We start from the raw sequence: 12948 nt of genomic DNA on the forward strand, positions 1-12948 counted from the left end.
CCACGAGAATACGGGCTGGCGATTGCATCAACGGGCTGCGGGCGTCGCGGCCGACGCCCTGTCCAAGTCGGTGTCGGCCTCCTCGACCTCCGTCACCTTCACGAACAGGTTGGGCACCCGCCCGGCGCGGTCGAGCAGCCAGGCCGCGCCGATCATGATGACGATGCCGACGACGGAAACGGCGAGCTGCTCCCAGACGCCCTTGGTGTACTGGGTCAGGATCCAATGCGCGGAGAACGACAGGAACACCCCCAGGCAGAAGATCGGCAGCGAGTGCTGGCCGCAGAGGATCACGGGGCGCAGCCAGGGCGCGTGCAGCGCCCGCCATTTGCGCGGGACGAAATGGGTCACCCAGATCGCCAGCGCCAGAAAATGGGTGAAGCGCAGCATGTCGAGATCGGTCTTGTCGATCGGGTAGATCAGCTTGATCATCCATTTCGGGATCAAGGCCTCGAGCGCGGGGATGTGCCAGGTCATCACGATCAGGAACGCGAACACCAGCCAGGCCGCCGCCAGCGCCATCGCGGCCCTGGACCACACCAAGGTCGCGATCCTCTCGATCTGGCCGATGCCGCACCAGGCCGCGAACACGAACATCAGCTGCCAGCAGAACGGGTTGAAGTACCAGGTCGTGCCGGGCGGATAGGAGGCGACGTTCCAATCGAACCAGCGCGACAGCAGATAGAGCACGACGGACGCGGCGAGCGTCAGGGTCGGCCGGCGCACCAGGCACCAGACGATGAAGGGCGAGGCGAACACCAGCGTGATGTAGAGCGGCAGCACGTCGAGATTGACCGGCTTGTACTTGAGCACGATCGCCTGCCCGATCAGCTCGTCCGGATGCGCGAGGAAATTGAACACGTTGAACTCGTGCTCGTACATCGGATTGTCGAAGCGGCGCGCGGTGCGCGCGATCTGCGCCGTGAACAGCAGGAACAGCATGATGTGGGCGACATACATCTCGGCCGCGCGCCGCCATAGCCGCTTGACGGCGGCGAGAAACCAGCCGCCCGCAACGATCGGCCCGTAGATCCAGCCGACGAGGTAACCCGAGATGAAGACGAAGAACTCGGCGGCGTCGCTGAAGCCGTAGTTGCGCAAGGTCAGCCAGGCCACGACGTCGTGCGGGATGTGGTCGAGGAAGATCATCCACAACCCGATGCCGCGGAAGAGATCGAGCCGCAGGTCGCGCTCGACCGGCGCCAACAGAGCTGACTGGTCCCGTGTGATCATGGCCCCGCCTCGCTTGCTGGGCGTCGCGCCGTCGCGGCGCCGAAAAATCGGATGCTAAAAAATCGCGATCAATACGTCACCTAACCCTGCGGCTAGCGTACCAACGGTAGCCGACCTTGAGGCCCGCGCAAGGGATTTTGTGGACACGCCCGCCGCCGTCGCGGCGGCTTCCGCCTTGCGCCGCACAAGCGGCGGGCGACCGCCCTGGCGGCCAACCCCTCTACAGGGTCGCCCAACAACGTATCGCGCCTGTCCCATCTGCCGTCACTGGCCTGTCGCATGAAGATGATCCGTTGTCTGCCGATTGTGCGCGCGAGTCGCCGTGTCAAAGCGACCGACGCGCTCATGGGGAGGAGCGGCCGATGCCCGTTGGACTGCTGGAAGTCGAAGGCACCATCGATGTCAGCCAGTTCTGGCCGGAGGGCCGGTCGGACGCCGACACCACAAAGGTGATCGTGAACGTCGCGCCCGACGCGATCCGCTTCCGCAAGAGCGACACGGCGCCATTCCATCCGACCCATGTCTTCGACAACGCCAAGGTCAAGGGCCGCACCGCGACACCGCCGATCAAGAACGGCAAGCTCACCATTCGCCTGCATCGATGCGCCCGAGCTGCACTATATGCCGTCGCCGCTCTCGGCCGCCGAGAAGAAGGGGCTGCCGGATGCCAAGAAGCAGGCCTATCACGAGGTCACCCATTCCTACCGGCAATTCCTCGGCGCCACCGCGAGCAAGGCGCTGCATGATTTCCTCAGCGGCCCCGGCGAAGCGGCGCTCGCCTGCCGGGTGTTCACCCATGTCGATACGCCGAACGAGGTGTTCGACACCTATGGCCGGTTGGTCGGTGACATCGAGGTGACGGTCGGCGGCAACAAGGTCGACATCAACCACTGGCTGGTCGAACAGGGTTTTGCCTATCCGACATTCTACTCGTCGATGAACGACGACGAGATCAAGGCCTTCCTGGCGCTGGCCAAGACCGCGCGGGCAAAGAAGCTGCCGGTCTGGAAGCATCTCGCCAAGACGATTGGGGCGTTCGACTTCGACCTGATCGAGCCGAAAAAGAACGAGACCAGTGTGCTCGCGACCGACAAGGGCCCGGTGATCCTGCCAAAGCTCTACCGCCGCTACACCAACTGGTCGGCCCGCAAGAAGGCCAAGGTGACGAGCCAGAATTTCCAGAAATTCCTGAGCGAAGGATCCGGCGGCAAGCCCGACACCTGCTACGAGACCACGGACTTCCTGGCCAACGGCGTGCACTCGGCGACGCCGCGCAATTTTGCGGAGTTCGTCGAGGGCGGCAAGACGATCAAGTTTCAGCCTGATAGCCTGGTGTTCGGCGAGGCCCCGTCGACGCTGGTCGGGGCGGACGGGAAGCCGATTACGAAGTTCTGAGCGGCGCGGGCCTAAAGCACGGCATGGTGCCGCGATCATGCTCCAGCGCAGCCTCTCAGGGCTGCAAGACATGCGTCTCCGCGCGCGTGACGGAGCCGCCGAGCAGACAGCCGACAGGCCTGTCGCCGGCGAAGCCGAGGCGCACGCCGATCTCGGACAAGGCTCCCATCGCCCGTCCCTGCATGATGGTGATCCGCTCGCTGTTGCGCTCCACAAGGCCGTTCCTGAGCAGTCCGAACGCAAGCGCCGCGGCAGCGATACCCGTGGCCGCATCTTCCGGGTAGCCCGACGATTTCGGGAATTGTCGCGCCTCGAAACGTCGTTCGGCCTGTTGCTCGATGGCATAGGGATAAAGGCCGGTGGACCCAATCCGGCCGCAGCACGCCTCGATCTGCGCAGGCGCCGGCACCAGCGCGTTGAGCTCGCGGACGCCTTTCATCGGGATCAACGTCTTCACGCGCGACGTGACGGCGTTCTGGATCGGCAGGTCGAGCAGATCGCTGCGTGACAGCTTCAGCGCCGACAGCACGTCCTCCTCGTCGGCACGCGAGAGATCGACGACCTTGCCGGCCGGCTGGCTGATCTCGACAGATGGCTCGCCCGAGCCGGCGCCATCGACATAGCCCGTCACCGGCCCACTGCGCGTCTCGATGCGAACGTGCTCGACGGGCAAGCGCCCCTTGGTCGCAAGCACCCACAGCGCGCCGATCGTCGCGTGGCCGCACATCTCCATCTCGTGCCGTGGCACCCAGAACCGGAAGACATAGTCGGACTCGGGCCCTGCTGCCGGCAGGACGAAACCCGACTCGTGCCCAAAGTGCCGCGCCACCGCCTGCATCCCCTCACCTGCAAGATGCGATGCATCGATCACGATGGGACATGGATTGCCACCGGCGCCTAAGTGGGTGAACACGTTGACAAGCTCGATCTCGGTCATGGGATGGCTCACGGTCATGATGGCGCGACGGTGGCGTCAGCGTCGGTCGCAAGTTCGGGGCGCATTAGAATGCAAAAGCCCCCGAAATCGAAACGGTTTGGAGGACTTATTGTGTCCTTGGTCGCGGGGAGGCGCAACCACCGATAGCGACGTTCGCTGATCGTGGCCGTTTGCATGATGTCTAAAGGAGCGCTCGGCCTCATATGGAGCGGTCATCGCGACGCTACCCGATAGCTAAGTTTTGATATTTGACTGATCGCTAAGCTAGTCAGACGCACCGGTGAGCGACTTCCAGGCGGCGAGCGCAGCGCCCGCAATATGCTCCAGGTCCCGACGGCTAGCGCCGTCGCGCGCCTGGATCGACATGCCCTGTTGGACGGTTACATAGTATCTGGCAATGGCAGCGAGATCGGCCTTAGGCGAGATCTCGCCAGATGCAACGCCCTGTGCCAGACGCTGTCGTAAATCTTCAACGGTCTTGGCTCGCATCACGATCAATTCGCGCCGCACCATTTCCGACTGATCAGTGGCGTGCAGCGCCGCCAGCACGACGAGGCACCCCGGCGGCCGGCTCCGCCGTGTGAAGGCCCGCGCGGTCTGCATGAGAAAGCTTTCGATTGCCTCAAAGGCGGTGGGCGCCTGCCTGACCCCATTCCAGATCTCGGGCCCTTCGGTGGCCACGTAATATTGCAGCGCCTGTCGGAACAGTTCCTCCTTGCAGCCGAAGGCGGCGTAGATGCTTGGCGAGGCAATTCCCATGGCAGCGGTGAGATCGGCCATCGAGGCGCCTTCATAACCTTTGGCCCAAAACAGCTCCATGGCGCGCTTGAGCGCGACTTCCTTGTCAAAACTCCGGGGCCGACCTCGTTCCATTCCGTCCGCTCGATTTCTGTGTCGATCGATAAAATAATTCACTTGACGGTTCGGCGCAACCATCGCTATTTTTATGTCGATCGTTACATAAATAGGAGAAACTCCATGACCGCACTCCGAGGAAAACGGGCTCTGGTCACCGGCGGCAGCCGCGGGATCGGCGCTGCAATCGCCAAACGCCTCGCCTCCGACGGCGCCGATGTTGCCTTCACCTACGAGCGTTCGGCCGACAGGGCGCAAGCGGTGGTTGCGGAGATCGAAAAACTCGGACGACGGGGGCTCGCCATCAAGGCCGACAGCGCCGATGCCGCCGCCGTCAAGGCGGCGGTGGATCAGGCCGTGGAGGCGTTCGGCGGCCTGGACATCCTGGTCAACAATGCCGGAATCTTCAGAGGCGGCCCCATCGAGACGATGACCATCGAAGACGTCGACGCGACGCTCGCGGTGAATGTTCGAGCAGTGGTCGTGGCATCGCAAGCCGCGCTCGCACATATGGGCGATGGCGGGCGCATCATCTCGATCGGCAGCAATCTCGCGACGCAGGTGCCTGCCCCCGGCATGAGCCTTTATTCCATGAGCAAGTCGGCACTGATCGCTTGGACGCAAGGTCTCGCGCGCGATCTCGGCGGCCGCGGCATCACCGTCAACATCGTGCACCCGGGCTCGACCGATACCGACATGAACCCAGCCAACGGCGCGCAGGCCGAAGGGCAACGCTCGCGCATGGCGATCCCGCAATACGGCAAGGCCGAGGACGTTGCTGCGCTGGTTGCGTACGTGGCCGGACCGCAGGCGCGCTCGATCAATGGCACCGGCCTGACGATTGACGGCGGCGCCAACGCGTGACGAACTCCAGTGCGACCGAGGCGCGCGAACTCCCGCTCGCGCTCCTGGTCGTGGCGACGGCAAGCGCCATTGTCGTCGCGACCGAGTTCATCGTCATGGGTCTGTTGCCGGTCCTGAGCAGGGATTTCGGTGTGTCGATCGCCACAGCCGGGCGGCTGGTCGGGGCCTTCGCGCTCTCAGCCTCCCTGCTCGGACCGCCGCTGACGCTCGCCACGGCGCGGATGTCGCCACGGAATGTCCTGATCGGCACTCTGCTGCTGTTCGCCACAGCCAATCTCGCGGTCCTGCTGCAGCCAAGCTTCGGCACGATGCTGACGGTGCGCATGATCCAGGGCGCGGCGCTGCCGGTGTTCATTGGAGTCGGCGCCGAGATCGTCAGCCGGTTGTCGCCACCGGAACGACGCGGCCGATCCCTGGCGCGCGCCAATACCGGCTTTGCAGTCGGCGTGGTCTGCGCCTTGCCCGCCGGCGTCGCGTTGGCCGAGGGCGGCCTATGGACACCATCCTTCGTCGCGCTCATCGTGTTCGCCGTGGCGGCAGCGGGACTGGTGGCACTGGGCCTGCCGCGCATCAGCGGGAATAGCGCGCCTCGCGCGGAGCAGGCGTGGCGCCTTGTGTGCGAACCGCGGTTCGTGACGCACCTGATGCTGTCCATCGCGGTGTTCGCCGCGATGTTTTCGGCCTACACCTATCTGACGGCCTGGTTCGCGGAGCGAGCGGGTTTCTCCAATTGGCAGATCGCGCTGGTTCTCCTGGAATTCGGGGCCGCGGGCCTGCTCGGCAACGCCGCGGCCGGCCGCGTGGCGGACCAGGCGCCGCTGTCAGCCACTGCACTGGCGGTCATCGTGGTGACGCTTGCGGCACTTGCGCTTTCGCTCGTGGACGCCCCCCTGTTGCGTCTTGTCGTGATCGGCATCTGGGGTATGGCGCACACCGCCTGCGTGACGCTGTGCCAGGTGCGCGTCACGCTGACCGGACGGTCCATGCCGGCATTTGCGATGGCGATGAACATCTCGGCCGCCAATCTCGGAATCGCGCTCGGGGCGTTGGTCGGCGGCTGGGTGGTGACGCGCTGGGGCGTGAATGCGATGGGATGGGGCAGTCTGGCTCTCACCCCGGTCATGCTTGGCCTCGCCGGGCTCCTGGGAGTTCAAGGCGAACGCGCATAGCCGATCCCCGCCTTTGCTGCGCCTGCCCGCAACGCCCGACGATCGTTCCGCCAAAACAAAAATGGCCCGCGTTGCGCGGGCCATTTTCGTATCGGATCCGGTCAATCCGAATTTGGTTGCGGGGATAGGATTTGAACCTATGACCTTCAGGTTATGAGCCTGACGAGCTACCGGGCTGCTCCACCCCGCGTTAAACCGTTGCGCGCCTTCAGCAAAATCCCGGGGACGAAGGGGTAAGGCCGGCGCTGTTCGCGTGGCTTGTCGTCCGTCCCAAAGGCTTCCTTGGAAGGCAACCCCGGGGCAAAGCCCCTCGGGTGCGAGGCGTATGTATCAAGGCGGGGTGGCTTTGGAAAGGGCCGCCGGGACGTTTTTTTCGACTTTATGACAACGCGGTGAGCCGGTTTTCGACCGGTTTGGCGCGCTCTTGCCAGAAGTTCCACAACGGGCGAGCTTGCGGCAACAAGATAACGGGGCGAATGCCGTAGACCACCCGCTGACCTGCCCCCGCCCGATGGGACCAGGATCGGGCGGCTGGAGAGGCTGCCGTCATTCCGGGGCGCGCGCAGCGCGAGCCCCGGAATGACGGCCAACAACAAAGACTCGCAAGGGGGAAGCACAATTGACCGACACATTCGATTTCGTCGTCGTGGGCGCGGGCTCCGGCGGCTGCACCGTGGCAGGACGGCTGTCGGAGGATGCGGCGACATCCGTGGCGCTGCTCGATGCCGGCGGGCGCAACGACACTTGGCGGATCACCACGCCGTTCGGGCTCGCTCTGCCCTACCGCGCGGCCAACTGGGCCTTCGATACCGTGCCGCAGAAGGGATTGAACGGCCGTATCGGCTATCAGCCGCGCGGCAAGGGCCTCGGCGGGTCCTCGGCAATCAATGCCATGGTCTACATCCGCGGCCACAAATGGGACTACGACCACTGGGCCTCGCTCGGCAATGCCGGCTGGTCGTACGCGGACGTGCTGCCCTACTTCAAGCGCGCGGAGAACAACCGCGATTTCGACGGCGAGTATCACGGCAAGGGCGGCCCGCTGCATGTCAACAGGCTGCGCTCGGACAATCCGATCCATCAGGTCTTCCATCAGGCCGCGCGCGAGGCGCAGTTCCGCATCCGCGACGACTTCAATGAAGCGGACCATGAAGGGCTCGGCAGCTATCAGGTGACGCAGCACAATGGCGAGCGCTGGAGCGCGGCCCGCGCCTATCTGCAGCCCCACATCGACAAGCGCACGAATTTGCGGGTCGAGACGGCGGCGCATGCCACGCGCATTTTGTTCGAGGGCAAGCGCGCGGTCGGCGTCGAATATGTGCAGGGCAAGCAAAAGAAGCAGCTGCGCGCCCGCCGCGAGGTGATCCTCGCCGCCGGCGCCTTCCAGTCGCCGCAGCTGTTGATGCTGTCGGGCATCGGCGATGGCGAGGCGCTCCGCGCGCACGGCATCGGCGTCACCCATCACCTGCCGGGTGTCGGGCGCAATCTGCAGGACCATCCGGATTTCGTATTCGTCTACGCCTCAGATTATCCGCACTTCGTTCACTCGTCGCTCGGCCGGCTGCCGTCCCTGCTCCGCGCCATCCAGCGCTATCGCCGCGAGCGGCGCGGCCTGATGACCACGAATTTCGCCGAATGCGGCGGCTTCCTGAAGACGCAGGGCCACCTCGACGTGCCAGACATCCAGTTGCACTTCGTCATCGCGATGCTCGACGATCACGGCCGCAAGAAGCACAAGGAGGCAGGGTTCTCATGCCATGTCTGCCTGCTCAGGCCGAAAAGCCGCGGCAGCGTATGGCTGAAGAACGCCGATCCGCTGGCTGCTCCAATGATCGATCCGAATTTCCTCGGCGAGGACTGGGATCTCGAAGCGATGGTCGCCGGCTTCAAGACCACGCGACGGCTGATGGAGACGCCGGCGCTGCGCGCCTTGCAGAAGAAGGACATGTTCACGTCCGACGTGCGAACCGACGACGACATCCGCGCCATCCTGCGCAATCGCGTCGACACCGTCTATCACCCGGTCGGCACCTGCAAGATGGGCGCGGACGCGATGGCCGTGGTCGATCCGACGCTGAAGGTGCACGGTGTGCAAGGCTTGCGCGTCGTCGATGCCTCGATCATGCCGACGCTGATCGGCGGCAACACCAATGCGCCGACCATCATGATCGGGGAGAAGGCGGCGGATATGATAGGTGCGGAGAGGCGGTAGCATCGCCTCCTCTTCGTCATTGCGAGCGCAGCGAAGCAATCCAGAATCCCGACTCTGGATTGCTTCGCTGCGCTCGCAATGACGATGTGGATAGAGCGGTGCTTGTCTCAACCAGCTGCACTCGCGGAGACTCCCCCTCACCCGGAATTTGCTCTCGCAAATTCCGGCCTCTCCCCGCACGCGGGGAGAGGCGAAGACAAGCTCAATTCAACAAGAACCCGCCATCCACCGTCACCACACTCCCCGTCATGTACCGCGACGCCTGCGAGGCCAGCAGCAGGATGGCGCCGTCGAGATCGGACTCGGCGCCGACGCGGCGCTGGGGGATGCGTTTGGCGAGGCGCTCGCCCGCCGGCGTCGACCAGAAGGCGTGGTTCATCTCGGTGTCGATGTAGCCGGGCGCGAGCGCGTTGATGCGGATGTTCTGGCCGGCGAGTTCCAGCGCCATCGCTTTCGTCGCCTGGATGATGCCGGCCTTGGAGATCGCGTAGGGCGAGACCGCCTTGAGCACGCCGGTGCCGAGCACGGAGGCGATGTTGACGATGTTACCTGACTGCTTGCGCGCGATCATGCGGCGCGCGATCTCGGTCGCGAGAAAATAGGCGCCCTTGAGATTGGCGCCGATCACCGCGTCCCAATCGGATTCGGTCTGCTCGGTCGCGAGCTTCTCGATGGCGATGCCGGCATTGTTGATCAGCACCGTGACCGGGCCGAGCGCCGCTTCTGCGGCATCCACCGCTTTCGCGATCGATGCGGTGTCGGTGACGTCGAGCGCGACCGCGGCGGCGCGGCCGCCCTTGCCGCGGATCTCGTCCTCCAGGCTCTTCAGCTTGTCGGCCTGTCGCGCCGCGAGCGCGACCGCGGCGCCATGCGCCGCCAGCACCCGGGCAAACTGCCGCCCCAGCCCCTGGCTCGCGCCTGTTACGAGGATGATTTCCTTACTGACGTCGAATAGGTCTGACATGCTGTCCTCGAGCGATTTCCCTGAGCTTTGGAGCCATCAATACCGACGATTTTAACGATCTGAAACCGGAATGATCGGCTCGGCGTTCATTCGTTCCACCTGAGACAGGGGCTCGCAGTGATGAACAGTTTCGATCTCGCGGTCTATGCGGCGCTTGCCATCGCCGTCGGCCTCGGCTTTCGGACCGGCCTGCTGCGCAGCGCCATGACCATCCTCGCCTATCTCCTCGCCGCGCCCATGGCGGTGGCGCTGATGCCGATGATCGCGCCGCAAATCGCCGGCAATCCCAACGCGCCGCTGCTCCAGAACTGGATCTGGTTTTTCGCCATCTTCGTGGTGATTGGCATGCTGCTCGGCCATATCGGCCGCGTCGCGCTGAACGACACACTCGGCGAGACCGGCATCGGCGACCGCGTCGGCGGCGCCGCGCTCGGCGCGGTCCGGGTCGGCCTCGTCGCCACCACGCTGGTTCTCGTGTTCGACCAGATCGTGCCGGCCAACCGCCAGCCGCCCTTCCTCGCCGGCTCGCATCTGCGGCCGCTGTTCTCGGCGGCCGGACAGATGGGATTCAAATCACTGCCGCCCGAGGCCGCCGCGGCGATCGACCGCCTCAAGCAGGAGCGTCGCATCTAGTGCATCGCCGCAGCCCGCGCCATGCATTTTGACGCGGGCCTCTCCCTTATCAGGGGCGCCGCAGTTGGCTAGAGTGCGCCGTCCAAAACCTGCCTGCTATTTTCGGGAGTGAAACAGTGGATCTTGGGATCAAAGGTCGCCGCGCCATCGTCTGCGCATCCAGCAAGGGCCTCGGCCGCGCTTGCGCCATCTCGCTGGCGGACGCCGGCGTTCACGTCACGCTGACCGCGCGCGGCGCCGAAGCGCTGAAGAAGACGGCCGACGAGATCCGCAAGGCCTATCCCGACGTGACCGTCACCGAGATCGTCGGCGACATCACGACGCCGGCGGGCCGCGAGGCCGTGCTGAAGGCCTGCCCCGAGCCCGATATCCTCATCAACAATGCCGGCGGCCCGCCGCCCGGCGATTTCCGCAACTGGACCCGCGACGACTGGATCAAGGCGATCGACGCCAACATGCTGACGCCGATCGAGCTGATCAAGGCGACCGTCGACGGCATGATGGCGCGCAAGTTCGGCCGCATCGTCAACATCACCTCGGCCGCGGTGAAGGCGCCGATCGACATTCTCGGCCTTTCCAACGGCGCGCGCGCCGGCCTCACCGGCTTCATCGCCGGCCTGTCGCGCAAGACGGTGATCAACAACGTCACCATCAACGGCCTGTTGCCAGGCCCGTTCGAAACCGATCGCCTGACCGGCACCGCCAAGGCCGAAGCCGACAAGCGCGGCACGACGCCGGAGCAGATCCTGGCCGAGCGCGCCAAGCTCAATCCCGCGGGCCGCTTCGGCCAGCCCGACGAGTTCGGCTATGCCTGCGCCTTCCTGTGCGGCGCCAAGGCGGGCTTCATCACGGGGCAGAACATTCTGCTCGACGGTGGCGCATTCCCGGGAACGCTGTAGGCCTTCGTGCCTTAACCGCGCAATCCGCGAAAAACCGTCATGCCCGGGCCTTGTCCCGGGCATCCACGTTCTTGGTGCGGCCAAGTGAGACGTGGATGGCCGGGGCAAGCCCGGCCATGACGATGCGGCGGCGTCGGATCTCAATCATTCCCCTCACCGCGAGGCCGGACTAGCCACCGCTGCTTGGTCGGCTCGTCCTCGTCCCGCTCGCTGGGATCGGAGGAATCGGCGGTGAGGCGCTCATCGGTCCAGTCGATGCCGAAGGCATCGAGGCCGTCCGCGAGCAGATCGCCCAGCATCGGCTCGCCGAGCAGATATTGCACGGTCTCGTGCCGGGGCTTGCGATACTCGCCCCGCGCTTCGACGGCGCGCGCGCGTAAATCGTCCCAATCATCGATCGTGCCGTCGCCGCGGCCGAGCCAAGTCAGCGCGACGAGATCGACCTGCTCGTCCTCGTTCAGGGCAACGATGAAGCCGCCGAGCTCGCTGCCGACGGGATCGGAGCCGTCGTCCTCGAGCACATCGACCGCATCGTCATCGCTCGGATTCGAACCCGAATCCGGATCGGTATCCTCTTCCTTGACGTCGAATTCGCGCGCCTTCTCGATGATGAAGGCGACCTTGTCGGCGGAAATGGCAAGCTCTGGCATGGGCTACCTCGGGCGCATCGTCTGTGGTTCCAAGTTCCCTCGATAACGCAACATCACGACAGATGATCCATTGCGCTCGGAGAGGGAAAATGTGCATCTTTCGGCAGCAAACCAAGAACATGGGGCCAACGCATGCACTGGACGATCGGCAGGGTCAAAATCACTGAGGTCGTGGAAATGGAGACGGTCGGCTCGACGCGCTTCATCCTGCCGGCCGCGACCAATGACGAGATCCGGAAGCTGCCCTGGCTGATCCCGCATTTCGCCACTGACGAGGGCCGGCTGAAGATGTCGATCCATTCGCTGGTGGTGGAAACGCCGACGCGCCGCATCGTGGTCGACACCGGGCTTGGCAACGACAAGCAGGGCCGTGGCTTTCCGACCTGGAACAACCGCAGCACGCCGTTCCTTCAGACGATGACGGCGGCGGGCTTTGCGCCCGAGACCATCGACACCGTGCTGTGCACGCATCTTCATGTCGATCATGTCGGCTGGAATACGAAGCTGGTCGACGGCAAATGGGTGCCGACATTCCCAAAGGCGCGCTACCTGTTCGGCAAGACCGAATACGAGTACTGGCGCGATCATTCCACCGAGCCGGACAAGGCGGTGGTGTTTGGCGATTCCGTGCAGCCGATCGTCGATGCGGATCGGGCCGAGCTGATCCCGGGCGACCATCGCCTGTCCGACGAGATCAGCGTGATCCCGACCCCCGGTCACAGCCCCGGGCACATGAGCGTCCTGATCGAGTCCGGCGGCGAACAGGCGTTGCTCGGCGGCGACGTCGCCCATCATCCCTGCCAGATGGCGCATCTCGACTGGTGTTCGGTCGTCGACAGCGACCCCGCCCAATCGGCGGCGACGCGCCGCAACCTGTTCAGCCGGTTCGCCGACACCCCAACGCTGGTGATCGGCGGGCATTTTTCGGCCGGGCACATCAAGCGCGACGGCGACGCGTTCAGATTTGTGGCGCTGCAATCGTAGGGTGGGCAAAGCCACCGGGGCGCGCGAACGATGACAGGCTCCGCGCGCCCACCATTCCGCGCTCCTGGAAACAGCTCGTGGGCACGGCGCTTTGCGGCTTGCCCACCCTACGATCGCCCGAATTGAGAAGGCTGCAATGCACCGCTGTTTGAG

13 protein-coding genes and 1 tRNA gene are annotated in these 12948 nt (G+C 64.8%); 8 read left to right on the forward strand and 6 right to left on the reverse strand.

The genetic code is table 11. The features are described from left to right. Positions 1 to 27 precede the first annotated feature (27 nt). On the reverse strand, positions 28 to 1233 hold the full coding sequence (locus AAFG16_RS43855) for an OpgC domain-containing protein (RefSeq protein ID WP_342735260.1): 1206 nt from the start codon (positions 1231 to 1233) through the stop codon (positions 28 to 30). A 362-nt stretch (positions 1234 to 1595) separates the two neighbouring features. On the opposite strand from AAFG16_RS43855, the gene AAFG16_RS43860 reads away from it, so the two are divergent. Further along, positions 1596 to 1979: a hypothetical protein gene (locus AAFG16_RS43860; protein ID WP_342735262.1), complete on the forward strand. Its 384-nt coding sequence runs from the start codon at positions 1596 to 1598 to the stop codon at positions 1977 to 1979. 70 nt (positions 1980 to 2049) lie between these two features. After that, positions 2050 to 2628, forward strand: a complete 579-nt coding sequence (locus tag AAFG16_RS43865; protein ID WP_342741080.1) for a thermonuclease family protein — start codon at positions 2050 to 2052, stop codon at positions 2626 to 2628. A 55-nt stretch (positions 2629 to 2683) separates the two neighbouring features. Here the strand turns inward: AAFG16_RS43865 and AAFG16_RS43870 are convergent, their stop codons facing one another. Both AAFG16_RS43870 and AAFG16_RS43875 read right to left on the reverse strand, forming a co-directional pair. Further along, positions 2684 to 3565 (reverse strand): PhzF family phenazine biosynthesis isomerase, encoded by an 882-nt coding sequence (locus AAFG16_RS43870; protein WP_342735264.1) that lies wholly within the window; start codon positions 3563 to 3565, stop codon positions 2684 to 2686. Between the two features lie 264 nt (positions 3566 to 3829). After that, positions 3830 to 4501, reverse strand: a complete 672-nt coding sequence (locus AAFG16_RS43875; protein ID WP_342735266.1) for a TetR/AcrR family transcriptional regulator — start codon at positions 4499 to 4501, stop codon at positions 3830 to 3832. Positions 4502 to 4543: 42 nt separating this feature from the next. Between AAFG16_RS43875 and AAFG16_RS43880 the strand changes: the two genes are divergently transcribed. Together AAFG16_RS43880 and AAFG16_RS43885 are read left to right on the forward strand one after the other, a co-directional pair. Next, positions 4544 to 5284 (forward strand): SDR family NAD(P)-dependent oxidoreductase, encoded by a 741-nt coding sequence (locus AAFG16_RS43880; protein WP_342735268.1) that lies wholly within the window; start codon positions 4544 to 4546, stop codon positions 5282 to 5284. After that, positions 5281 to 6453: an MFS transporter gene (locus AAFG16_RS43885; protein WP_342735270.1), complete on the forward strand. Its 1173-nt coding sequence runs from the start codon at positions 5281 to 5283 to the stop codon at positions 6451 to 6453. Before AAFG16_RS43880 ends, AAFG16_RS43885 begins: the two co-directional genes overlap by 4 nt. Positions 6454 to 6566: 113 nt before the next feature. Here the strand turns inward: AAFG16_RS43885 and AAFG16_RS43890 are convergent. Next, positions 6567 to 6643 (reverse strand) — tRNA-Met (locus AAFG16_RS43890). A 429-nt stretch (positions 6644 to 7072) separates the two neighbouring features. Here AAFG16_RS43890 and AAFG16_RS43895 point away from each other — a divergent pair. Continuing rightward, a complete protein-coding gene (locus tag AAFG16_RS43895; RefSeq protein WP_283082379.1) occupies positions 7073 to 8665 on the forward strand; it encodes a choline dehydrogenase in 1593 nt (530 codons plus the stop codon). A gap of 202 nt (positions 8666 to 8867) precedes the next feature. On the opposite strand, the gene AAFG16_RS43900 is transcribed toward AAFG16_RS43895, so the two are convergent. Beyond that, the gene (locus AAFG16_RS43900; RefSeq protein ID WP_283082380.1) at positions 8868 to 9629 is read right to left on the reverse strand and encodes an SDR family NAD(P)-dependent oxidoreductase; all 762 of its coding nucleotides are present in this window, start codon (positions 9627 to 9629) and stop codon (positions 8868 to 8870) included. 120 nt (positions 9630 to 9749) lie between these two features. Here AAFG16_RS43900 and AAFG16_RS43905 point away from each other — a divergent pair, with 120 nt between their 5' ends. Then, on the forward strand, positions 9750 to 10262 hold the full coding sequence (locus AAFG16_RS43905; protein ID WP_283082381.1) for a CvpA family protein: 513 nt from the start codon (positions 9750 to 9752) through the stop codon (positions 10260 to 10262). 116 nt (positions 10263 to 10378) lie between these two features. Next, positions 10379 to 11161: an SDR family oxidoreductase gene (locus AAFG16_RS43910; RefSeq protein ID WP_200496429.1), complete on the forward strand. Its 783-nt coding sequence runs from the start codon at positions 10379 to 10381 to the stop codon at positions 11159 to 11161. 140 nt (positions 11162 to 11301) lie between these two features. Here AAFG16_RS43910 and AAFG16_RS43915 read toward each other — a convergent pair whose 3' ends face one another. Further along, entirely contained in the window at positions 11302 to 11811 is a 510-nt protein-coding gene (locus AAFG16_RS43915; protein WP_342735275.1) for a DUF3775 domain-containing protein, read from the reverse strand. A 132-nt stretch (positions 11812 to 11943) separates the two neighbouring features. Here AAFG16_RS43915 and AAFG16_RS43920 point away from each other — a divergent pair, with 132 nt between their 5' ends. Beyond that, positions 11944 to 12795, forward strand: a complete 852-nt coding sequence (locus AAFG16_RS43920) for an MBL fold metallo-hydrolase (protein WP_283082383.1) — start codon at positions 11944 to 11946, stop codon at positions 12793 to 12795. The last annotated feature ends 153 nt before the right edge of the window (positions 12796 to 12948 follow it).

The sequence above is a fragment of the Bradyrhizobium sp. B117 genome, assembly GCF_038969555.1.
Classification (GTDB): domain Bacteria; phylum Pseudomonadota; class Alphaproteobacteria; order Rhizobiales; family Xanthobacteraceae; genus Bradyrhizobium.